The organism is Enterobacter sp. BRE11 (genome assembly GCF_031844285.1).
GTDB lineage: Bacteria > Pseudomonadota > Gammaproteobacteria > Enterobacterales > Enterobacteriaceae > Pantoea.
In genome coordinates this window covers 323,001-344,909 of sequence record NZ_JAUZUX010000002.1, presented here as the reverse complement: position 1 = coordinate 344,909, position 21,909 = coordinate 323,001, and the positions used below count along the sequence as shown (strand labels likewise).

General features: G+C 58.8%; 22 protein-coding genes and 1 pseudogene. 15 read left to right on the top strand and 8 right to left on the bottom strand.

Annotated elements, in window-relative coordinates:
• The first annotated feature begins 8 nt into the window (after nucleotides 1–8).
• The 4 genes from Q9R34_RS03805 (at nucleotide 9) to Q9R34_RS03790 (ending at nucleotide 2,217) form a co-directional block, all read left to right on the top strand.
• Nucleotides 9–629 (top strand): fimbrial protein, encoded by a 621-nt coding sequence (locus Q9R34_RS03805; protein ID WP_485892451.1) that lies wholly within the window; start codon nucleotides 9–11, stop codon nucleotides 627–629.
• Between the two features lie 79 nt (nucleotides 630–708).
• Complete coding sequence (locus tag Q9R34_RS03800; RefSeq protein ID WP_485892449.1) at nucleotides 709–1,245, top strand: fimbrial protein; 537 nt, start codon at nucleotides 709–711, stop codon at nucleotides 1,243–1,245.
• A complete protein-coding gene (locus Q9R34_RS03795) occupies nucleotides 1,238–1,795 on the top strand; it encodes a hypothetical protein (protein WP_485892448.1) in 558 nt (185 codons plus the stop codon). Before Q9R34_RS03800 ends, Q9R34_RS03795 begins: the two co-directional genes overlap by 8 nt.
• A 68-nt stretch (nucleotides 1,796–1,863) precedes the next feature.
• Entirely contained in the window at nucleotides 1,864–2,217 is a 354-nt protein-coding gene (locus Q9R34_RS03790) for a hypothetical protein (RefSeq protein WP_485892447.1), read from the top strand.
• A gap of 1,077 nt (nucleotides 2,218–3,294) precedes the next feature.
• On the opposite strand, the gene pspF is transcribed toward Q9R34_RS03790, so the two are convergent.
• Entirely contained in the window at nucleotides 3,295–4,278 is a 984-nt protein-coding gene (gene pspF / locus Q9R34_RS03785; protein ID WP_485892446.1) for a phage shock protein operon transcriptional activator, read from the bottom strand.
• A 163-nt stretch (nucleotides 4,279–4,441) separates the two neighbouring features.
• On the opposite strand from pspF, the gene pspA reads away from it, so the two are divergent.
• From pspA to tyrR, 7 genes are all read left to right on the top strand, one after another.
• Nucleotides 4,442–5,107 carry a phage shock protein PspA gene (gene pspA, locus Q9R34_RS03780; RefSeq protein ID WP_485892445.1) on the top strand — a complete coding sequence of 222 codons (666 nt, stop codon included), beginning with the start codon at nucleotides 4,442–4,444 and terminating at the stop codon, nucleotides 5,105–5,107.
• 36 nt (nucleotides 5,108–5,143) lie between these two features.
• Nucleotides 5,144–5,368, top strand: coding sequence for an envelope stress response membrane protein PspB (gene pspB / locus Q9R34_RS03775; RefSeq protein ID WP_033746941.1), 225 nt, complete (start codon nucleotides 5,144–5,146; stop codon nucleotides 5,366–5,368).
• Nucleotides 5,365–5,712, top strand: coding sequence for an envelope stress response membrane protein PspC (gene pspC, locus Q9R34_RS03770; RefSeq protein ID WP_434125051.1), 348 nt, complete (start codon nucleotides 5,365–5,367; stop codon nucleotides 5,710–5,712). The genes pspB and pspC overlap by 4 nt, the downstream gene beginning before the upstream one ends.
• A 56-nt stretch (nucleotides 5,713–5,768) precedes the next feature.
• Entirely contained in the window at nucleotides 5,769–6,014 is a 246-nt protein-coding gene (pspD, locus tag Q9R34_RS03765; RefSeq protein WP_033746947.1) for a phage shock protein PspD, read from the top strand.
• Entirely contained in the window at nucleotides 5,998–7,392 is a 1,395-nt protein-coding gene (locus Q9R34_RS03760) for a YcjX family GTP-binding protein (RefSeq protein ID WP_485892443.1), read from the top strand. The genes pspD and Q9R34_RS03760 overlap by 17 nt, the downstream gene beginning before the upstream one ends.
• Nucleotides 7,389–8,456: a TIGR01620 family protein gene (locus Q9R34_RS03755; RefSeq protein WP_434125049.1), complete on the top strand. Its 1,068-nt coding sequence runs from the start codon at nucleotides 7,389–7,391 to the stop codon at nucleotides 8,454–8,456. Before Q9R34_RS03760 ends, Q9R34_RS03755 begins: the two co-directional genes overlap by 4 nt.
• 146 nt (nucleotides 8,457–8,602) lie before the next feature.
• A complete protein-coding gene (gene tyrR / locus Q9R34_RS03750; protein WP_434125048.1) occupies nucleotides 8,603–10,189 on the top strand; it encodes a transcriptional regulator TyrR in 1,587 nt (528 codons plus the stop codon).
• An 18-nt stretch (nucleotides 10,190–10,207) separates the two neighbouring features.
• Here the strand turns inward: tyrR and tpx are convergent, their stop codons facing one another.
• Nucleotides 10,208–10,711, bottom strand: a complete 504-nt coding sequence (gene tpx / locus Q9R34_RS03745; RefSeq protein WP_434125047.1) for a thiol peroxidase — start codon at nucleotides 10,709–10,711, stop codon at nucleotides 10,208–10,210.
• 143 nt (nucleotides 10,712–10,854) lie between these two features.
• Between tpx and ycjG the strand changes: the two genes are divergently transcribed.
• A complete protein-coding gene (gene ycjG / locus Q9R34_RS03740) occupies nucleotides 10,855–11,838 on the top strand; it encodes an L-Ala-D/L-Glu epimerase (RefSeq protein WP_485892442.1) in 984 nt (327 codons plus the stop codon).
• Here the strand turns inward: ycjG and mpaA are convergent.
• A complete protein-coding gene (mpaA, locus tag Q9R34_RS03735; protein WP_485892441.1) occupies nucleotides 11,813–12,520 on the bottom strand; it encodes a murein tripeptide amidase MpaA in 708 nt (235 codons plus the stop codon). The genes ycjG and mpaA overlap by 26 nt on opposite strands.
• Nucleotides 12,521–12,676: 156 nt before the next feature.
• On the opposite strand from mpaA, the gene Q9R34_RS03730 reads away from it, so the two are divergent.
• Together Q9R34_RS03730 and zntB are read left to right on the top strand one after the other, a co-directional pair.
• Complete coding sequence (locus Q9R34_RS03730; protein WP_485892440.1) at nucleotides 12,677–14,296, top strand: peptide ABC transporter substrate-binding protein; 1,620 nt, start codon at nucleotides 12,677–12,679, stop codon at nucleotides 14,294–14,296.
• Between the two features lie 119 nt (nucleotides 14,297–14,415).
• On the top strand, nucleotides 14,416–15,399 hold the full coding sequence (gene zntB, locus Q9R34_RS03725) for a zinc transporter ZntB (protein ID WP_434125043.1): 984 nt from the start codon (nucleotides 14,416–14,418) through the stop codon (nucleotides 15,397–15,399).
• Nucleotides 15,400–15,900: 501 nt separating this feature from the next.
• On the opposite strand, the gene ttcA is transcribed toward zntB, so the two are convergent.
• A complete protein-coding gene (gene ttcA, locus Q9R34_RS03720; protein ID WP_485892439.1) occupies nucleotides 15,901–16,830 on the bottom strand; it encodes a tRNA 2-thiocytidine(32) synthetase TtcA in 930 nt (309 codons plus the stop codon).
• 418 nt (nucleotides 16,831–17,248) lie between these two features.
• On the opposite strand from ttcA, the gene Q9R34_RS03715 reads away from it, so the two are divergent.
• Entirely contained in the window at nucleotides 17,249–17,572 is a 324-nt protein-coding gene (locus tag Q9R34_RS03715; protein ID WP_434125039.1) for a colicin E1 family microcin immunity protein, read from the top strand.
• Nucleotides 17,573–17,606: 34 nt separating this feature from the next.
• On the opposite strand, the pseudogene Q9R34_RS03710 reads toward Q9R34_RS03715, so the two are convergent.
• From Q9R34_RS03710 to Q9R34_RS03695, 4 genes and pseudogenes are all read right to left on the bottom strand, one after another.
• Nucleotides 17,607–17,810, bottom strand: a pseudogene (locus Q9R34_RS03710) (colicin-like pore-forming protein); the annotation flags it as partial.
• Nucleotides 17,783–18,493 (bottom strand): colicin-like pore-forming protein, encoded by a 711-nt coding sequence (locus tag Q9R34_RS03705; protein WP_485892461.1) that lies wholly within the window; start codon nucleotides 18,491–18,493, stop codon nucleotides 17,783–17,785. The pseudogene Q9R34_RS03710 and the gene Q9R34_RS03705, both read right to left, overlap by 28 nt.
• Before the next feature lie 1,027 nt (nucleotides 18,494–19,520).
• Complete coding sequence (locus Q9R34_RS03700) at nucleotides 19,521–20,684, bottom strand: MFS transporter (RefSeq protein ID WP_485892437.1); 1,164 nt, start codon at nucleotides 20,682–20,684, stop codon at nucleotides 19,521–19,523.
• 317 nt (nucleotides 20,685–21,001) lie between these two features.
• Nucleotides 21,002–21,775: a COG4705 family protein gene (locus Q9R34_RS03695; RefSeq protein WP_485892436.1), complete on the bottom strand. Its 774-nt coding sequence runs from the start codon at nucleotides 21,773–21,775 to the stop codon at nucleotides 21,002–21,004.
• Nucleotides 21,776–21,909 lie beyond the last annotated feature (134 nt).

Below are 21,909 nucleotides of genomic sequence, written 5' to 3'. Positions count from 1 at the left end.
AAAACGGTATGACTTTCAACCTGAAAAAAAACGGTTCTGCCTGCGCCGTCGCGGCCGCGCTGCTGGCGGCGTCATGGGGGGCGCATGCCGGGAGCGGCGGCGGAAGTACGGCCACAACGAACCCGGCTCAGGCGGATGTGAAGTTTAAGGCGACGGTGACGGCGCAGACCTGTACCCCCTCGTGGAAAGCCACTGACGCCGTCACGGTGGACTTCAAAAACGTATCCGTTGCTGCCCTGAAGGGCACCGGCAGCGTCGGCTCGGCTCTGCCGTTCTCTCTCAGCCTGACGGAGTGCGCCGGCGTTCAGGGCGTCACCGTTCAGGCGGGCGGCACGGCGGACGCCAGCTACGCGCAGGCTTTTGCCAACACGAGCACGGAAAGCGGCGCGGCCACGGGCGTCGGCTTCGTGCTGCTGGGCGGAGACAAGCAGACGGTAATGACGCCGAATGATGCCACCACCGCAGTCGAATATGCCATGCCGGTCGTTACCCCGGCCAGCGGCAGCACCCCGGCTGTTTACGATACGAAGCTGACGATGCCGTTTATGGCCGAGTTTGTGGCGACGGCCGATACGGTGGGCCAGGGGCCAGCCAGCGGCGAGGCCACGCTCTACATGACCTACGAGTAAAACGAACCGGAACGGTAAGGCACCGGCGACAGAACGCCGCCGGTGTGCTGGCCGAAAAAGACAGGGCGGAGGGCCATCTGTGTTTAAACGAAACAATGTAAAAGCGGCGTGTGTGCTTTCACCTCTGCTGACTCTTTTGTGGACGGCAGGGGTACAGGCTGGAGACACCGCCAATATTACCATCACCGCTACCATCGTTAACCGCACCTGCACGGCGGACTGGACGGATGACCCGAATAAAACAAACATCAAGCTGGGTACGATTGATGCCGCCTCTGCTGCCAAAGGAGACCTGAAAACCACCGAGTTCACGCTGGGCCTGACGGACTGCACTGACGTAAAAAAAGTAAAGGTGACGGCAAAAGGCAAAGCTCACCCGACAGCAACCACGGAGTTTGGCAATACAGTCAATGGCGCAGTCGGCTTCGCCGTTCATCTTGAGGGGGGACCGAATGAAGACACCCGCCTTAAGCCGGACGCAAGCACCTCGGTCACTTATCCGCTCACTGATAACGCAGTAGAGATGAAATTTAAAGCCACCCTGGAAAAGGTAGCTGACAAAACCACGAGCGGTGAGTTTTCAGCGCCCATTACCCTGACGATGGACTATGAATAATTTCGTAACGATTCACATACCGAGAGGTGTAGCCGCGTCGCTTTTACTCAGTCTGCTGCCCCTCCTGTCGGGCAGCGCCCAGGCCCGTGACGGCGGAGGCACCTCCGCCGGAGTGACCGTGACGGCAACGCTCGTCACCTGCCGGCCGGTGATTACCACGACGAAGTATGAGGTCGAGGTGAAGCCCAGTTCTGGCCTGAAGGAGAATGCGGCGGAAAGCGGAGAAAGCTATTACCCCAGCAAGGTCGCCACCATCGACAATTCAAGCTGTGATTACGATGTCGATGTCACAGGGGATGTCTCGTCAGTTTTAATCAGCAGTCCCAATGTCGTTCTGAATGATATCAACGCAAGGATTTCGCTGGACCAGGTCGCAGGCGGGGTTGGGGGCGACTGGACAGAAAGTAATAACCATACCAAAAGTACGACGACGGTCAAAGCCGGGAAGACGCTGGTGCTCTACGCGGGCATTAACCCGCTGACGAGCCACACCGCCTATAATACCGGCAGCCACGAGGGGGCCCTGACCCTGACCCTGACCCCGCACTGAGCGGGGCGGCTCTACTGCGCCATATCGACGGCGACTTCGCCAGCCTGAACGAAGAGGACTTTTATTATGTGCGCTACATGGATGACTTTCTGCTGTTCACCCGGACGTGGTGGCATCTGCGGCGGGGAATTGCCCGGCTGGCAGGCTATTTTCATGCGGGCGGCTTTGAACGTCACCCGGACAAAACGCAGACCGGACGGTTATCCAGCGGCTTCGACTGGCTGGGTATCTGGTTTGCACCAGACGGGGCCGCCATCGCGCCCCGGGCACTGAACAACCACCGCGAACGGCGCGTGCGGCTTTATGAGCGGGCCCGGCGAAGAGGTCTGTCACACGCGGCGGCCTCTGAGCGGGTGCGGGCGTACGAGGCGCGGTGGACAACGTGGGCGGAAAGTATGCTGGCAGTGTGTCGGCACAAGTGACGCCCGTACTTACCGAATGACAACCGAGTGGTCAAACTGTGAAAAACCTCCTACTTCTCATCTTCTGTATATCGATTCCCTGTAGCTGTCTCTGTGCATCCTTAGATAATATGCAATACTTCGGTGTACACGTTACTGGTTCCCTCACCGTTCCCGCGCATACGTACGGCATTGCTGTAGGTCTGTGTACCCAAGACTGGGATCAAGACGAACCACAACGCAACGAAGACTTTGTGTCGGAGAAAGCGTTCACAATCAAAGGGAGTTGGATTTGCAGTGATGGTGAGGCGTATCCAATTAGCTCTTGGAGACAAATAACACCCATCCATAATGACACGGAGACTGTTTGCTCACTCACAAATGTAACGATTGCCAATACGTCAACTGTACTCGATGCGTCCACCATCGGAGGGTACAAATGCAACTCCGATGCCGGTCCTTGCGGGGAATCCGAAACCTTTGGGAGGGTCATTCTGGACAGTTCGAAGGCGTGCCACGCAACGGTGGCAGATGTGGACTTTGGCCATATAGATGCCGGGAACAGTGTAAATGAAACGCTCACGATACAGAAAAACGGAGATGTAATCGGTACGGTGACATTGACAAGCACTGACTTGCAAAGCGACGGGACCTTGCATCTGGGAGGTCAATCTGGATTGCAGGTTAAGCCCACAGACAGCAGCGAGATAGACAGTTCAGGTCACTGGGTCAGCGCCGCTACCCAAACGGATATCCCTCTACGACTACACGCCGACAACGACGTACCGGGCGGTAAATATTCCTCCAACCTCACCGCTACCCTGACCTGCGAGTAACCGACACCAGACAAGCGGCTTATCTCCAGCGTCCGGCCTGTTTCTACATAGCGGCGGCAGAGAAACGTATGCCTCTGTACGCCCTGTTCGGTCCAGACTGCACCGATGCCCAGCGAGCAGAGATACTTTTCACCCCCTTTGGCCTTCAGGTCGCATACCAGGTCAACAAACAGGTTCGCAGATGGTCCGCAGACCAACAGCCCGACGCCCGCTTCTGGCGACTGACGACGCGTTTGAAATGGAATGCTGGATACCATCACGCCTATTCTATCCCGTGCTTCTTCACTATCGCTCGTAGCTGATGATAGGTCACGCCCAGCAGCTCCGCGGCGCGGCGCTGGTTATATTTCGCCTGCTGCAGGCTGGCTTCCACCAGCGCGCGCTCCTGCTGGTTCTGCCACAGGCGCAGATCGAGCGGCAGAGCGGGCAGGGCACTTAAGGAGGCGTCCGGCGCAGCGGTCACGGGCTGCGCGCGCGGCGCAAAGGGATTGATAATAATCCGGTCCAGCGGCTCGTCGCTGCTGTGATGACGGTAAACCGAACGCTCCACCACGTTTTTCAGCTCGCGCACGTTGCCCGGCCACTGATACGCCAGCAGCGTCTCCTGCGCCTCGGGCGTAAAGCCCGGAAACAGCGGCAGGCCTAGCTCGCGGCACATCTGAATAGCGAAATGCTCCGCCATCACCAGAATATCGCTGCGCCGCTCGCGCAAAGGCGGCAGCTGCACCACGTCAAAGGCGAGGCGGTCGAGCAGATCGGCGCGGAATTTCCCCGCCGCCGCCAGCGCGGGCAGATCCTCGTTGGTGGCGCACACCAGCCGCACGTTAACCTGCAGCGCGTGATTGCCGCCGACGCGCTCCAGCTGGCCATACTCGATAACGCGCAGCAGCTTCTCCTGCACCAGCATCGGCGCGGTCGCCAGCTCGTCGAGAAACAGCGTGCCGCCATCCGCCCGCTCGAAGCGGCCCAGATGGCGCTTCTGCGCGCCGGTAAAGGCGCCCGCCTCATGGCCGAACAGCTCGGAGTCGAGCAGGTTTTCGTTCAGCGCGGCGCAGTTAAGCGAAATAAAGGGGCCCTGCCAGCGGTCGGAGAGGTAATGCAGGCGGCTGGCGATCAGCTCTTTGCCGGTGCCGCGCTCGCCCACCACCAGCACCGGCTTCTCCAGCGGCGCCAGCATGGAGACCTGTTCGAGGACTTCGAGAAAGTTATTGGATTCGCCTAACAGGTTATCGTTGCTGTCTGCCATGATGAAATTCACCACCTCTTAATCAATTTCACTACCTTACGCGACCTGCACAACGCTGTAAAATATAAATAGTCATAAAAATCAGCTATATAAAAACTGGCACGCCTTTTGAATATAACAATCAGCGCATCGCGCACCAACATAATCAAAGAGGAACATCATTATGGGTATTTTTTCTCGTTTCGCCGACATCGTTAACGCCAACATCAATTCGCTGCTGGAGCGTGCGGAAGATCCGCAGAAACTGGTACGCCTGATGATTCAGGAAATGGAAGACACGCTGATTGAAGTGCGCTCCACCTCGGCGCGCGCGCTGGCGGAGAAAAAACAGCTGAACCGCCGCATCGAACAGGCGGAAACCCAGCAGGCCGAATGGCAGGAAAAAGCGGAGCTGGCGCTGCGCAAAGAAAAAGAGGATCTGGCGCGTGCGGCGCTGATCGAAAAACAGAAGCTGACCGACCTGATCGCCTCGCTGCAGCAGGAAGTGGTCCATGTCGAAGAGACGCTGGAGCGCATGAAGGGCGAAATCGGCGAGCTGGAGAAAAAGCTGAGCGAAACCCGCGCCCGTCAGCAGGCGCTGAGCCTGCGTCATCAGGCTGCTTCTTCCTCGCGCGACGCGCGTCGTCAGCTCGACAGCGGCAAGCTGGATGAAGCCATGGCGCGCTTTGAATCTTTTGAGCGCCGCATCGACCATATGGAGGCGGAGGCGGAAAGTCAGCGTTTCGGCAAGTCGAAATCGCTGGACGCGCAGTTCGCCGATCTGCAGGCCGATGACGAAATCAGCCAGCAGCTGGAAGCGCTGAAAGCCAAACTGAACCGTAGCGAATAACACTATTTGATCTGCGAGAGTGATTAAGGAGAGTCAATGAGCGCACTTTTTCTCGCTATACCGCTGACCATTTTCGTGCTGTTTGTCGCGCCGATCTGGTTATGGCTGCACTACAGCAATCGCCGCAGCGGCAATGAACTGTCGGCAGGCGATCTTCAGCGCCTGCAGCAGCTGACGCAGGATGCAGAACGTATGCGCGACCGCATCCATGCGCTGGAGTCTATTCTCGACGCCGAGCATCCCAACTGGAGGCAGCCATGATCAAACGCAAGCTGTGGCGCAAGCCGGAGGAAGGGAAGCTGATGGGCGTCTGCGCCGGCGTGGCGGAGTACCTGGATATCCCGGTGCGGCTGCTGCGCGTTATCGTGGTGCTGTCGCTGTTCTTCGGCCTGTTCGCGATTACCCTCTGCGCCTACTTCATTCTGGGGTTCGTGCTTGAGGTAAAACCGGCGGATGCCGAAGAGGGCGCGGCGAAGCCCAACGCCGGCGAACTGCTCGACCGGCTGGAAAGCGCGCTGCGGCGCGATGAGTACAGCGTGCGCGAGATCGAACGCTACGTCACCTCTGAAACCTTCAGCGTGCGCAGCCGCTTTCGCCAGCTCTGACTTTCCCTGAACGGGGCCGCTTCGGCCCCGTTATCCCCGTCAACCGGAGGTATACTTTGTTATATTCACGCACGTCCTCTTTTCGCCGCCGCGCGACCCCCGCGTTGAAGTCGGTCGGGAAATTCATCATTATCAATGCCGTGAGCTATGGACCGGCCGGACTGACCGGCTGGGCGGTCAAATCGGTGGCGCGTCGCCCGCTGCGCATTCTGCTTTCCCTGGCGCTGGAGCCGTTGCTGCAGCGCGTGATGAAGCGGGCGGCGGCGCGCTTCATCAGGGAAAAAGATGATAAACAAGTCTGAACTACTGTCACTCCTCAACCGCGGCGCGGATCGTCATCTGCGCCTGGCGGTCACCGGCCTGAGCCGCAGCGGGAAAACCGCCTTTATCACCTCACTGGTCAACCAGCTGCTTAACGTGCACAGCGGCGCGCGGCTGCCGCTCTTTTCCGTGGTGCGCGACGAACGCCTGCTGGGCGTGAAGCGCATTCCGCAGCGCGATATGGGCACGGCGCGCTTCACCTACGACGAAGGGCTGGCGCAGCTTTACGGCACGCCGCCCGCCTGGCCGACGCCGACGCGCGGCGTCAGCGAAATGCGGCTGGCGCTGCGCTACCGCTCGCAGGATTCGCTGCTGCGCCACTTCAAAGAGAGCGCCACGCTTTATCTGGAAATCGTCGACTATCCCGGCGAATGGCTGCTCGATCTGCCGATGCTGGCGCAGGATTATCTCGACTGGTCGCGGCAGATGGTCGGGCTGTTACAGGGCGATCGCGCCCAGTGGGCGCAGCCGTGGCGCGAACTCTGCGCGTCGCTCGATCCCTTTGCGCCCGCCGATGAAAACCGGCTGGCCGCCATCGCCGCCGCCTGGACCGACTACCTGCACCGCTGCAAGGCCGAAGGGCTGCACTTTATCCAGCCGGGGCGCTTTGTGCTGCCGGGCGAGATGGCGGGCGCGCCCGCGCTGCAGTTTTTCCCCTGGCCGCTGGCGGACGAGGCGGAACGCGGCAAGCTGGCGCAGGCTGATAAAGGCAGCAACTTCGCCATGCTGCAGCAGCGCTTTCGCTACTACTGTCAGCACGTGGTGAAGGACTTTTACCGCAATCACTTCCTGCGCTTCGACCGCCAGATCGTGCTGGTGGACTGCCTGCAGCCGTTGAACAGCGGCCCGCAGGCGTTTAACGACATGCGGCTGGCGCTGACGCAGCTGATGCAGAGTTTCCACTACGGACAGCGCACTCTGTTCCGCCGGCTCTTTTCGCCGGTGATCGACAGACTGCTGTTCGCCGCCACCAAAGCGGACCATATCACCGCCGATCAGCACGCCAATATGGTGTCGCTGCTGCAGCAGCTGGTGCAGGACGCGTGGCAAAACGCCGCCTTTGAGGGCATCAGCATGGATTGCGTCGGCCTGGCGTCAGTGCAGGCGACCCAGAGCGGGCTGGTGGATCACCGCGGTGAAAAGATCCCGGCGCTGCGCGGCGAGCGGCTGGCGGACGGCGAGGCGCTGACCTTCTATCCAGGCGAAGTGCCGCCGCGCCTGCCTGGCCACGCCTTCTGGCAGCAGCAGGGGTTTCAGTTTGAACAGTTCCGGCCGCAGCCGCTCGATATCGATCGACCGCTGCCCCATATCCGCATGGACGCCGCGCTGGAATTTTTATTAGGAGACAAGCTGCGATGAACGATGAACAACTTAAGCCGCGTATCGATTTCGCCCGCCCGCTGGACGCCCCGCGCGAGCCCGCGCTGCGTCCGGCGCAGGCGTTCGAGGGCGAGGCGCGCCAGGCGTTTCTCGCCCTCGACGAGCAGGCTGACGAGGTGGCAGAAGAGGGCGCAGGCGAGCGGGCGGTGGAGCAGGCGCTGCGGCCGAAGCGCAGCCTGTGGCGTCGGCTGATCGGCGCAGGTGTGGCGCTGTTCGCCGTCAGCGTCGCGGCAAACAGCGTCCAGTGGATGCACGACGCCTGGCTGACGCGCGACTGGTTTGCGCTCGGCAGCGGCGCGGCGGGCGCCTTGATTGTGATCGCTGGCGTCGGCGCGCTGACCAGCGAGTGGCGCCGCCTCTATAAGCTGCGCGCCCGCGCCGAAACGCGCGACGTCGGACGCGAGCTGCTGCACAGCCATAGCGTCGGCAAAGGGCGCGCCTTCTGCGAAAAACTGGCGCAGCAGGCGGGTCTGGACCAGGCGCATCCGGCGCTGCAGCGCTGGCACGCTTCGCTGCATGAAACCCAGAACGACCGCGAAACCGTCACGCTCTACGCGCAGCTGGTGCAGCCGGTGCAGGACCGCCAGGCGCGGCGCGAAATCGGCCGTCACGCCGCCGAGTCAACGCTGATGATCGCCGTCAGCCCGCTGGCGCTGGTGGATATGGCGTTTATCGCCTGGCGCAACCTGCGGTTGGTCAACCGCATCGCCGCCATCTACGGCATTGAGCTGGGCTATTTCAGTCGGCTGCGGCTCTTCCGGCTGGTGCTGCTGAATATGGCGTTCGCTGGCGCGTCGGAGCTGGTGCGCGAAGTCGGCATGGACTGGATGTCGCAGGATATCGCCGCCCGGCTCTCCGCGCGCGCCGCGCAGGGCATCGGCGCCGGTCTGCTCACCGCGCGGCTCGGCATCAAGGCGATGGAGCTGTGCCGTCCGCTGCCCTGGCTGGAGGAGGATAAGCCGCGGCTGGGCGACTTCCGCCGCGATCTTATCAGCCAGCTTAAAGAGACGCTGCCGAAAAGCGGCGCGAAACGCGAAGGCTAAGCGCCTTTTCCTGCTGGTGCGCCGCCGCTGGCGCGGCGCGCACCGCAGGATGAACACACCTGTCAACTTTTGCTTCCACGCCTCTTCAGACCTGCCGCAAGTTAGCGTATTATCTCCCGATTCTTCACCTGACTAAGGCCATCGCAATGCGTCTTGAAGTCTTCTGCCAGGACCGCATCGGTCTGGCGCGCGAGCTGCTCGATCTGCTGGTCGCCCGCAACATCGATTTACGCGGCATTGAAATCGCGGCGCTCGGCCGTATTTACCTTAACTTCTCTGCGCTTGAATTCGACCAGTTCAGCAGCCTGATGGCGGAGATCCGCCGCACCCCCGGCGTGACCGACGTGCGCACCGTCGCCTATATGCCGTCGGAGCGGGAGCACCGCGCCCTGAGCGCGCTGCTGGTCGCCATGCCGGAGCCGGTTTTTTCGATTGATTTGAAAAGCAAAGTCGAGCTGGCCAACCCGGCCGCGCAGAACCTGTTCGATCTTGACGAGCAAAAAATTCGCAACCACAGCGCGGGCAACCTGATCAGCGGCTTTAACTTTCAGCGCTGGCTGGAGAGCGACCGCGTCGAGGCGCAGGCGCAGCATGTGGTGATCGACGGCCGCGACTTCCTGATGGAGGCGCGTCCTATCTACCTGACCGCCGACGAAGGCGCAGGCGATCAGCCGGTCGGCGCCATGGTGATGCTGAAATCCACCGCCCGCATGGGGCGTCAGTTGCAAAACCTGGTGGTCACCGACGAGTCGGAGTTTGACCATATCATCGCCGTAACGCCGAAGATGCGTCAGGTGATCGATCAGGCGCGCAAGCTGGCGATGCACGATGCGCCGCTGCTGATCGTCGGCGATACCGGCACCGGCAAAGATATGCTGGCGCGCGCCTGCCACCTGCGCAGCGCGCGCGGCAAGAAGCCGTTCCTGGCGCTTAACTGCGCCTCGCTGCCGGACGACGTCGCGGAGAGCGAGCTGTTCGGCCATGCCGCTGGCGCCTATCCCAACGCCCTCGAAGGGAAAAAGGGCTTCTTCGAGCAGGCCAACGGCGGCTCGGTGCTGCTTGACGAGATCGGCGAAATGTCGCCGCGCATGCAGACCAAGCTGCTGCGCTTTCTTAACGACGGCACTTTCCGCCGCGTCGGGGAGGAGCATGAGGTGCATGTCGACGTGCGCGTCATCTGCGCCACCCAGAAGAACCTGATCGAGCTGGTGCAGCGCGGCGAGTTCCGCGAAGATCTCTTTTATCGTCTGAACGTGCTGACGCTGCATCTGCCGCCGCTGCGCGAGCGCCCGCTCGACATTCTGCCGCTGACCGAGATGTTTGTGGCGCGCTTTGCCGACGAGCAGGGCATTCCGCGTCCGCGCCTCTCGCCGCAGCTTAACGGCCTGCTGACGCGCTACAACTGGCCGGGCAACGTCCGCCAGCTGAAGAACGCGCTCTATCGCGCGCTGACGCAGCTGGAGGGCCATGAGCTGCGCCCGCAGGATATCGTGCTGCCTGAACAGGCGCTGGACGCCTCGCTGGGCGAAGAGGCGATGGAGGGCACGCTCGACGAGATCACCAGCCGCTTCGAGCGTTCCGTGCTCACCCGGCTTTATCTCTCCTATCCCAGCACCCGTAAGCTGGCGAAACGGCTGGGCGTCTCGCATACGGCTATTGCCAACAAGCTGCGTGAGTATGGGTTAGGGCAGAGGCGCGGCGAGCAGGAGGAGAAGGAGAAAAACGGCGGCTAACCGCCGCCGGGGGTAACGCTACTTCAGTACGGCCAGCGCCGCGTCATAATCGGGTTCCGTGGTGATCTCATCGACCAGCTGGCTGTACAGCACCTTGTCATGCTCATCCAGCACCACCACCGCGCGCGCCGTCAGGCCCGCCAGCGCGCCAGCAGCAATCGCCACGCCATAATCCTGTTTGAATTCCGCGCCGCGCAGCGTCGAGAGCGTCACGACGTTGTTCAGGTTGTCGGCGCCGCAAAAGCGCGACTGCGCAAACGGCAGATCGGCGGAGACGCAGAGCACCACCGTATTGGTCAGATCGCTGGCCAGCTGGTTAAAGCGGCGCACCGAGGCGGCGCAGACGCCGGTGTCGACGCTGGGAAAAATATTCAGAACCTTGCGTTTTCCTGCATACTCAGAGAGCGACACGTCGGCGAGGTTTTTCGCCACCAGCGAAAAGGCTTTCGCCTGCTCGCCTGCCTGGGGAAAGTGACCAGCAACCTCAACCGGGTTGCCCTGAAAATGAACAGTGTGAGACATAACGATTCCTTAAACGTCAGATAACGGACTGCAGCTAAGTATGATGCGAAAAAAAGGTTTATGACATACCTGGAAAAGAGTTACGAGCGGAAAACGCAGATTATCCGAGACGACGCGCAGTTATCGAATGACATGGAGAGAGTATGAGAACGGTAAAAAGCTATCCCGAATCCTGGCCGCTGCATACCCCTTTCGTCATCGCCCGCGGCAGCCGCACCGAAGCGAAAGTGGTGGTGGTGGAGATTGAAGAGGATGGCATCAAAGGCACCGGCGAGGCGACGCCCTATGCCCGCTATGGCGAAACCGAAGCCTCGGTGCTGGCGCAGATTGCCGGGATCCTGCCGACGCTACAGCAGGGCATGACGCGCGAGGCTCTTCAGATGGCGATGCCGGCTGGCGCGGCGCGCAACGCTATCGACAGCGCGCTATGGGATCTGCAGAGCCGCCAGCAGCGCCAGGATCTCTGGGCGCTGAGCGGCGTCGCGGCGCCTGCGCAGGTGGTGACGGCGCAGACCGTCAGCATTGATACCCCCGAAGCGATGGCGAGCAGCGCCCGGGCGCTCTGGCAGCACGGCGCGACGCTGCTGAAAATCAAGCTGGACGACGCCTTTATCACCGAGCGGCTGGTGGCGATCCGCACGGCGGTGCCGCAGGCAACGCTGATTGTCGACGCCAATGAGTCCTGGCAGGCGGAAGGGCTGGCGGCGCGCTGCCAGCTGCTGGCGGATCTGGAGGTGGCGATGCTGGAGCAGCCGCTGCCCGCCGGACAGGATGCGGCGCTGGCGAACTTTATCCATCCGCTGCCGATCTGCGCCGACGAAAGCTGCCATACCCGCGACAGCCTGCCTGCGCTGCAGGGACGCTATGAGATGGTCAATATCAAGCTGGATAAAGCGGGCGGGCTGACCGAAGCGCTGGCGCTGGCCGCAGAGGCGAAGGCGCTCGGGCTGGAGGTGATGCTCGGCTGCATGATCTGCACCTCGCGGGCGATTCATGCCGCGCTGCCGCTGGCACCGGCGGCGCGCTTCGCCGACCTCGACGGGCCGACCTGGCTGGCGGTGGATGTTGAGCCCGCCATTCAGGTCAGCGGCGGCAAAGTGGTTATCGCTGCCAGCGCAGCAGGCTGATCATCGGCTCCAGATAGCGCTCTGTCGCTTCATCTACTGAAATGGCCGGCATCTCGGCGGTAATGCAGGGCAGGCCGAGGTCGTTGCACCAGCTGCCGAACGAGCCGGGCGTGTCGTAGCCGACGCTGCCTACCAGCGGCAGCGCGGTCTGCTGCGCCAGCCAGTGGCCGAGGGCGCTGCCGCGCGGATCGTCGATACAGGCCAGCGGCTCGTGCCAGGAGACCACCCAGCGCGGCTTCAGCCCGTGGATCAGCTCGCACAGCGCCTGCGTCTCCGGCTCCGAGCCGGGCCGATCGCCGGTCGAGAGCAGCACGTCACGCGCCTCAGCGGCGCTGTTCCAGCGATAGACCGTCTCGCCGCTCTGCCAGTTGGCCGCCGGAAAGTTGCGGTTGAGATCGACGCCGTGCGCGTTGGCGCGCAGGCCCAGCTGACAGCCGTCCGGATTGACCGCCAGCACCACGTGATGACGGCGCAGCCGGTCCGGCAGCGTGCGCATCGCGGCGGACAGGGTAGCGACGGCGGCGTTTTCATCACCGTGGGTGCCCGCCAGGATCAGCCCGCTGTCGCTATCGGCGGCCGGTGCGGGAAACCAGAGCAGCGGCGCGCCCAGCACGCTGTCGCCGTAGCGCTGGTATGGAATCTCAAGTTTGCCGCGTCGCGGTCGCGGATGTAACACCGTCATCGGCTTTCTCCTGTAATGCCCTCTTCAGACAAAGTAGCGGAAAAGATGCGTGCGGAAAATCGCTATTTATCCTTCAGCCATTTGCGCTACAGTGCCCGGGTCATGCTGCGCCTTGCAGTGCGTTGCGCAGCGCTTCATTAGGGTAAGGGAGTGAAGATGAAAAGCACATTTCGCAAGACGCTGATGGCGCTGATCCTCGCCGCTGTCGCGACGCCGACGCTGGCGGCGCAGCTGCCGGCTGGCGCGCAGCTGGCCGCCCGGCAGGAGATCGTCCGCCATATCAAAGATGAGCCCGCCTCGCTCGATCCGATGAAAGCGGTCGGCCTGCCGGAAATTCAGGTGATCCGCGATCTTTTCGAAGGGCTGACCAACCAGGATGCGCAGGGCAATATCGTGCCAGGCGTGGCTGAAAGCTGGAGCAGCAGCGACAATAAAACCTGGATCTTTACGCTGCGCAACAACGCGAAATGGTCCAACGGCGAGCCGGTGACGGCGCAGGATTTTGTCTATAGCTGGCAGCGTCTGGTCGAGCCGAAAAACAGTTCGCCTTTTGCCTGGTTCGCCGGGCTGGCGGGCATCAGCAACGCCGCGGCGATAACCAAAGGCGAGATGCCAACGAATCGGCTCGGCGTCAGCGCCGTCGACGCGCAGCACCTCAAAGTGACGCTCGATCGGCCGGTGCCCTGGTTCCCGGCGCTGGCGGCCAACGTGGCGCTCTACCCGGTGCCGCAGCGCGTTATCGCCAGCGCGGGCGACGGCTGGACCATGTCCGGCAAGCTGGTGGGCAACGGCGCCTATCAGCTGGAGTCGCGCATGGTAAATGAGAAAATCGTGCTGACGCGCAATCCCGCCTACTGGGACGACGCGCATTCGGTGCTGACCAAAGTGACCTTTATCCCCATCAACGAAGAGTCGAGCGCAACCAAGCGCTACCGGGCAGGCGATATCGACATCACCGAATCATTCCCAAAAAACCTGTATGCGCAGCTGAAAAAAACGCTGCCGGGCGAGGTCTATACACCTGACCAGCTCGGCACCTATTACTACGCTTTCAACACCCAAAAGGGCGCCACGGCGGATGCGCGCGTGCGCAAGGCGCTGTCGTGGAGCATCGACCGCCGCATCATTGCGGAAAAAGTGCTGGGCACCGGCGAGAAGCCCGCCTGGCGCTTTACCCCCGACGTGACCGCAGGCTTCAAGCCCGCGCAGTCCTATATCGAGCAGCACAGCCAGCAGGAGCTTAACGCTCAGGCGAAGGCGCTGCTGGCCGCCGCTGGCTACGGCCCCGACCGACCGCTGCACCTGACGCTGCTCTACAACACCTCGGAAAGCCATCAGAAAATCGCTATCGCCGTCGCGTCGATGTGGAAGAAGAACCTGGGCGTTCAGGTGACGCTACAGAATCAGGAGTGGAAGACCTATATCGACAGCCGCAACAGCGGCAATTTCGACGTGATCCGCGCCTCCTGGGTGGGCGATTACAATGAGCCCTCTACCTTTCTCAGCCTGCTGACCAGCGGCAACAGCAGTAATATCGCGCGCTTCAGCAACGCCGACTACGACGCGGTGCTCGCCAGAGCGAGCGGCGAAACCCAGGCTGAGGCGCGCAACAGCGACTACAACAAGGCGGAGCAGATTCTGGCGGACCAGGCGCCGATCGCGCCGATCTACCAGTACACCAACGGCCGTCTGATCAAGCCGTGGGTGAAAGGCTATCCCATCAACAACCCTGAAGATGTCGCCTACAGCCGCGAACTGTGGATCGAAAAACACTAAGCCCGAGGCGGCCTGCCAGGCAGGCCGCCTGCAGACATCTTTGCTCACAGCCTGATGATTGCAACTCAACCGCGCCGCGCTAGACTGTATCGTATTGATTTTTTTAGTGAGGCAAGTGAGTGAACGTCATTGAAGGCAAAGCGTTGCAGGTATCCGACGCCATAATCGCCTGCCAGCTTGATGGCAAGGGCGGCGTGATCCCCATTGAAGATAAGGACGTCATCCACTGCGAGCGTCCCTGCTGGCTGCATCTTAACTATACCCATCGCGAGAGCGCCGACTGGCTGCAGTCTACGCCGCTGATCCCCGACACGGTGCGCGACGCGCTGGCGGGTGACAGCATGCGGCCACGCGTCAGCCGGCTGGGTGACGGCTTTATGATCGTGCTGCGCAGCGTCAACCACAACGCCGACTCCCGGCCGGAGCAGCTGGTGGCGATGCGGGTCTTTATCAACGACAAGCTGATCGTGTCGACGCGCCGCCGCAAGGTCTATGCGGTGGATGCGGTGCTGACCGATCTGCAAAACGGCAACGGGCCGGAAGATGGCGGCAGCTGGCTGGTGGATATCTGCGACGCGCTGACCGATCACGCCAGCGAATTTATCGAAGAGCTGCACGACAAAATTATCGTGCTGGAGGATGCGCTGCTGGACCAGCGCGTGCCGGCGCGCGGCGAACTGTCGCTGCTGCGCAAGCAGCTGATCGTGATGCGGCGCTATATGACGCCGCAGCGCGACGTCTATTCGCGCCTCGCCAGCGAGAAGCTGCCGTGGATGGATGACAGCGACCGTCGCCGTATGCAGGAGGTCTCCGACAGGCTAGGGCGCGGGCTGGACGATCTCGACGCTGGCGTGGCGCGCACCGCCGTACTGGCCGATGAGGTCGCCTCGCAGATGGCGGAGGCGATGAACCGCCGCACCTATACCATGTCGCTGCTGGCGATGATCTTTCTGCCGACGACGTTTTTGACCGGGCTGTTTGGCGTTAACCTCGGCGGCATTCCAGGCGCCAACTGGCATTTTGGCTTTAGCATGTTCTGCCTGCTGCTGCTGATCATGATTGTCGGCGTCGCCTGGTGGCTAAGACGGCGGCACTGGCTGTGACGATAATGTAATCAAATAGTTGCTGAGGTTAAGGGCAGGGGAATAATGCGCGGCAAGAGGCAAAAAGGGAAAAAAAGCTGATCGAGGTCAATAACCTTCCCGGGCAACAGCGGCAAACTCAGTCCCGCAGGTGAATGCAACGTCAAGCGATGGGCGTTGCGCTCCATATTGTCTTACTTCCTTTTTAGAATTGCTGCATAGCACATATTAATTCGATACGCCGGCCTTATCCGCCGGCTTTTTTTTGCCCCTGCGGCTGAGTTATACCTATGCTTAAAGGACAACGACCACAGAGGAGCAGGGTATGACATCCATTTTCGCCAGCGATCCGATTCCTACCGATCCCGTCCCAATCCCCGATCCCATGCCGCAGCCGCCGCCGAGTCCGCAACCGGATCCGCAGCCAGAACCCGGTTATCCGCCCATCCTCGATCCCGAGCCGCACAGGTAAAAAAAAGGCGCGCTGACTGAACAGCGCGCCTTTTTTACTTCGGCGGTTAATTAGGGCAGCTGCAGCACGTCAAGGCGTACCGTCGGCGTCGCATCCTCCTCTTCCTGCCAGCCAGCAGGCTGCACCGGCAGCGTTTCGCGGTCAAAAGCGAGATCGCCGCCGTCCACTACCGCATCGCCGTGCTGGATGCCTTTAAAATCGAACAGCGCGGTATCCGCCAGGTGTGACGGCACAACGTTTTGCATCGCGCTGAACATCGTCTCAAGCCGTCCCGGATAGCGCTTGTCCCAGTCGCGCAGCATATCGCCGATCACCTGGCGCTGCAGGTTTGGCTGCGATCCGCAGAGGTTACACGGGATAATCGGGAACTTGCGCGCCTCAGAGAAGCGTACGATATCTTTTTCCCGGCAGTAGGCCAGCGGGCGGATAACAATATGCTTGCCGTCGTCGCTCATCAGCTTCGGCGGCATGCCTTTCATTTTCCCGCCATAGAACATGTTCAACAACAGCGTCTGCATAATGTCGTCGCGATGGTGGCCCAGCGCGATTTTCGTGCAGCCCAGCTCGGTGGCGGTACGATAGAGAATGCCGCGGCGCAGGCGCGAACAGAGCGAGCAGGTGGTTTTGCCTTCCGGGATTTTCTCTTTGACGATGGAGTAGGTGTCTTCCTCGACGATTTTGTATTCGACGCCCAGCGATTCCAGATATTCCGGCAGGATATGCCCCGGGAAGCCCGGCTGTTTCTGGTCGAGGTTGACCGCCACCAGGGAGAAATTAACCGGCGCGCTCTGCTGCAGATTGCGCAGGATCTCCAGCAGCGTATAGCTGTCTTTGCCGCCTGACAGGCAGACCATAATGCGGTCGCCCTCTTCAATCATGTTGTAGTCGGCGATAGCGGCGCCGACGTTGCGGCGCAGGCGCTTCTGGAGTTTGTTGAGGTTGTACTGTTCTTTCTTGTCAACCGATTGATTTTCTTGCATTAAATTATATCTCAGCAACCAAAAGAGGGCAGATAACGCGCAGCGCTTCGGCGCGCCATCCTGCTATTCAGCATCGCCAGCAGGCAAAAGTATGCCGCGTATGGTACGGATTACGGCGGCGAATGCCAGCACGTTTTATCGCGATGTTCAGAGTTCTCCTGTACTGGATAGAGGGCAGTGCGGCTTTTGCACGCCTTACCTTTTTGCATGATGAACAAATTGCACCTGCGGATCCTTTGTAAGCTCATACTCCCGGTGGTGAATAACTATTTTGGTGTATGGGTAGGTGGCATTACCTAAAGATGAATTCACTCAAAGTTGATGTCGCTTTAATTATCCTGTGTATAATAACGTCAATTGTTTAGTTGATTTAGTCAGACGCTTGCTGAAGTTTAAAGGAAATTTTCAGGAGGAGAAAATGAAACTAAAATATTATTTTGTCAATTTGCTTATTGGGTTAATTGGCGTTTTAGCTATCGTTCAAGGATGTTATGAGAATCCATATGATCCCGTAAATCAGCTTTGGATGGGATTTGCATTTCTATCGTGGTTAGCGTTTCCATTTGCAAGATTTGCTGTAGAGAATGTCGCCCTGAAATTTACGGAAGAAAATTTCTGGCACCGAGGTTTTTTTAAAGACGATATAGGTAAAAATGGATTGGTTGCACTCTATTGGGTCTTCTGTTTTTTCTTTGCAATACCCCTCTCCTTAGGGGCGATTCCTTTTCTTAAGAAAGGCTGAACACTGTTCAGCCTGTTGTGCTTGCTTTGGGGTATTAAATACCTAAACGCCCATTGATTGTTTCTATAAGTTGTTCATTTACCAGCGCTCCCACTAATGCCATTATCAAAGCAAAACCTATAATACCTAATGGCAAACCAAAGATTGAGGAAAAAGCGAATGCAGTAACAGCACTGGCAACTTTTCCAGCAGTGAGCGCTTCGATTTTGACTAATGCAGGGCGCCAGTTATCAGTCTCAAACCCTCTTTTAACCTCCTGGAAAACACCATATGCATCTGTTGCTTTGCCATAATAACCAACATTTTAGATAGCTGAGACGCCATTCGTGCCATATCCACGGAGTTAAGGGCATTAAGGATTGCAGCCCTGTCTGCTGCGCTAAATTTTGCGCCTAAATATGAGCGGTATCTATCATAGGCAACCAGCGCGTTGTCAACATTGCGGATTGTTTTGCCCTTAGCCTGTTCTGCAAGCTCCTGAGCAAGTGCAGCTGCTTGTTGCCCATATTTACCAGTAAGTTCACTGTAGAAATCAGCAACCAGCTTGATGCCGTCTTGCAGATCCAGGGCTTCTTGCGCTTTTTGCTGGCGTGAATAATTAATTGATGCCAGTTCTCGTTGCGCTTTTAGAGTGTCTTGCCTGGCTTTATAAATGCGATTTCCACTTTGAGTGCTATGCGCTAATGTATAATTTTTGCGGATAGTCTCCTTCAATCGCGCAATGCGGGCTTCAGACTGGTCTCCAGTGTAACCTGGGCCAGGTCCTTGCAATGGTGCGTCCTTACGAATGCCGCCGTTATTTCCACGTGCTGACAGAGAACCAAGATCCTGACCATTAGCATCATCTGTTCCAACAGGAAATTGTCCGACTACATTACCATAGTCATCTACAATATAGCCAAAATACAAACCAGGTTGCATGCCTGCAGCTTGCGCTGCAGCCTGTCCAACGATTGATGAAATTACTGTATAAGATTGAAGCTGAGGGTTACTACCTCTGCTACTGCTTCCCCCTGAACCCGCATTATCTCGATTTCCGGCATTTCCTTTGCTACCGCCACCTGGAGCAGGGCCGCCCCTTTCTGAACTCCAGTTCGTACCATCCCCTTGTCCGCCATAATTGAATCCGGCCATATAAAACTCCCTTTTCAAAATTGATCTAAATTAGCGATTAGTTCGCTAGCAATATCTTTCATACATCAGTAAAAGCAATTATTGCAATCAAAACTTAAATGCCTGGGCGTGTAGTTTATGTGGCTGGGAAGGTTAATATTTTTCAGGGTTAATTAACTTTTTTGAAAACCTCCATCCAAAAAAACAAGACACCTAAAATAAGGGGGTTAGCTAATGTTAGGTAAGGATGATTAATTCTGTGCTGGGGCTATCGAGTGTGAGTTGCTTCGAGAAGTTATTATGTCAATGCAGTTTTAATTATCTTGTTTTGACTAAACGCATAGCAAATTTCTCAAGTTACGCTACGTCCTCATTATCGAATGAGAGGGAATTAAGAAATGAAATATGATGAATTGATAACGCTAACCGTCATACCGTTGATGCTGGTTGGCTGCGACGAACCGTCGATTTAGCAAAAGGCAAAAGAACAAGCAACAGTCCTTTTGGTATTTATTGGCCTGCTGTTGACTGCGCTCGACCTGGGGAGCACGGATGATTTCAGGGGGCAGGCCGTTATGATTAAGGATTTGGTATGGAACTCTGGCGAAGGGCTCTGCGGGTTTTATCTCTGGCAAAGCGGGTAGTAAGAGTCAGTTCAGCTTTAACTGGCGGTATCGCAGCATGGCTCTCTGCCTGTCGTACCTAATTAGCAGCGCTTCTTACCAGTCGTACAGATTAGCCTTTCCATTCAGCCAGAATCCTTATCTCCGCGTTGCCATGAATCTGCAAAGGCACTGCGTCGTTAGCGTACTTCACCGCTACAGTCTGATAGCCGTTATGTGAGCTTTAGGCTATCTCGCTTCATAGACCAGATCGCCAGCGCCAGCGCCAGAAACCCCGTCGCGCCGGTCATGACCGCGCTCCAGCCTCCCGCGTGCCACAGTAGGCCCGCCAGCGCTGAGTCCATCGCCGCGCCGATAAAGTTAGAGACGACAAAGATGGTGCTTAGTCGGCTCCGCATTGTTGGGTTAACAGAAATGATGCGTGTCTGATGCAACACGTTCAACGTCTGTACGGCGATATCGATCAGGATAATCGCCAGGATGATCAGCCAGATGCTGTTGCGGCCCCAGGCGGCCACGCCGATAGCCACCAGGGCCAGTAACAGCGCCAGGCCCGTCGCCGCCACCGAATACCCCCGGTCATGCAGAATGCCTGCCCGTCTGGCCATCAGCGCGCCGGCCAGTCCTGCCAGCCCCGTCAGGCCGATCTGGCTGACGGTATAGGAGAAGGGCGCTGCACTTAACAGAAACGTCAGGCTGGTCCAGAACATCGTGAAAACAAGAAAGCCGCAGGCAGCGATAAGCAGGGTAATACGCACCGTTGCGCTTTCCGCTATCACCGACAGCAGCGAGCGCATTAACGCTCTGTAGCTCAGGTGCTGACGAGGAATATCGGCTGGAAGCATACGCAGCATCAGGAATGACAGGATCAACGCGCCGCCCGCCGCGATAAAATAGACCGCACGCCAGCCGAGCAAATCGGCAATCAGCCCACTGACGGTTCTGGACAAGAGGATACCGATAAGCATCCCTGAAATGATCGTGCCCAGCACTTTTCCTAACTGCGACGGGCTCGCCAGATCGCCAGCAAAAGGCGTCAAAAGCTGGCCAGCGACGGTCGTCAGCCCGGTCAGCGCCATTGCCGCCATCAGCAATGGCATAGAAGGCGCGACGGCGGTCAGACAAAGAGAAAGTGCAGAGAGAAAAAGTAGCATGGGTATAAGCCGGCGGCGATTTCGGATGTCACCCAGCGGCACCAGCAGCAGAATGCCGGTTGCGTAGCCCAACTGCGTGAAGGTGACCAGCATACTCGCAGAGTCTGGCTGTGCGCCAAATGAGAGGGCGATATCATTCAGCAGCGGCTGTGCCCAGTAGAGATTCCCGACCGCCATCCCGCCTGTGATGGCAAACAGCAGGATAAGCGTGCGGTTTAACATTGATTTTTCTGACGTGCCGCTATTCTCAGGGCTATTGCTCTTCACTCAACCTCCATTTCATCCGTTACGGGCTGATTCCCCTCTCTTATCGCTCTGCGTAACTCGATCACCACTGAGGCGAGGCGCGGCGGAGGAGTTTCTCCAATGATACGAGCCATATGATCCGGATGTTCAATAATAGCCTGCTCCGCCCCTGGCGTACGAGCCGCGCGACTTTTCCATCCCCCAGATAATACAAAAGCCGCCATCGCTGGCGGCTTTAAAATAATCTCATTGCGATAAATATTGTCAGCCAGGCTGCCGCTGGCGCTGTGCTATTAACTCGCCGTCGCGGTCTTAAGCGCCGCACGCTGCGGCAGCAGCCAGAGAAACGCGATAATAAGCAGCGCCAGCGTCAGCGAGGCGCTATAGCGGCTCAGCGCAAGGCCGCCCGATGCGACGGGCTTATCAAGGAAATCGCCTACCACCGCGCCTAGCGGTCGGGTCAGGATAAAAGCAGCCCAGAACAGCGCGGTGCGTGAGAACGAGGTAAAGCGGCTGGCAGCCCAGATAATCGCCAGCGCGCCGACAAACAGCAGGATCCCGCCGTCGTAGCCCAGCCCTTCGCTGTCTGCGGTCCAGTCGCCTAACGCCGTGCCCAGGGTTTGCGAGAACATAATGGTGACCCAGTAAAAACTCTCGGTTAGCCGGTTGTTGACAGAATGCACGGCGATGGAGCCGCAGGTAATGCGCCAGACAAACAGCGAGAGAACCAGCAGCGTGCTCAGCAGCAGCGTGCCGCCCAGATAGCCTATTCCCAGCGAGCGATCGGCAAAGTCTGCCAGCGTGGTGCCGACGGTGGTGGTAGCAACCACGGTAAACCAGTAGCTCCACTTATTAAAGCTGTGGCGTTTAATCTGCACCACGACAGCGACTAAAAAGATAATGGCAAAAATCAGCGTACCGGTGAGGTAGCCCAGATTCATCGACATGGTCACCGCATCGCCGCCGGTTTCACCCAGCGTGGTGGCGGCAATTTTGGTTAGCCAGAACGCCAGCGTAACGGCGGGGACTTTACTGAGGAATTGAGAATCTGCGATCTTATTTTGCATGAGAGTAGGCTCCGGAAAAGCCCGGGTTGGGCTAATACAGCGCCTATCCTATAAGATTATTCTTAAGTGAAGATTAAGCAGCGTGAATGTATAAGCGAACAGGGCGTACCTGGCAGCACGCTGGCGCAGGTCAG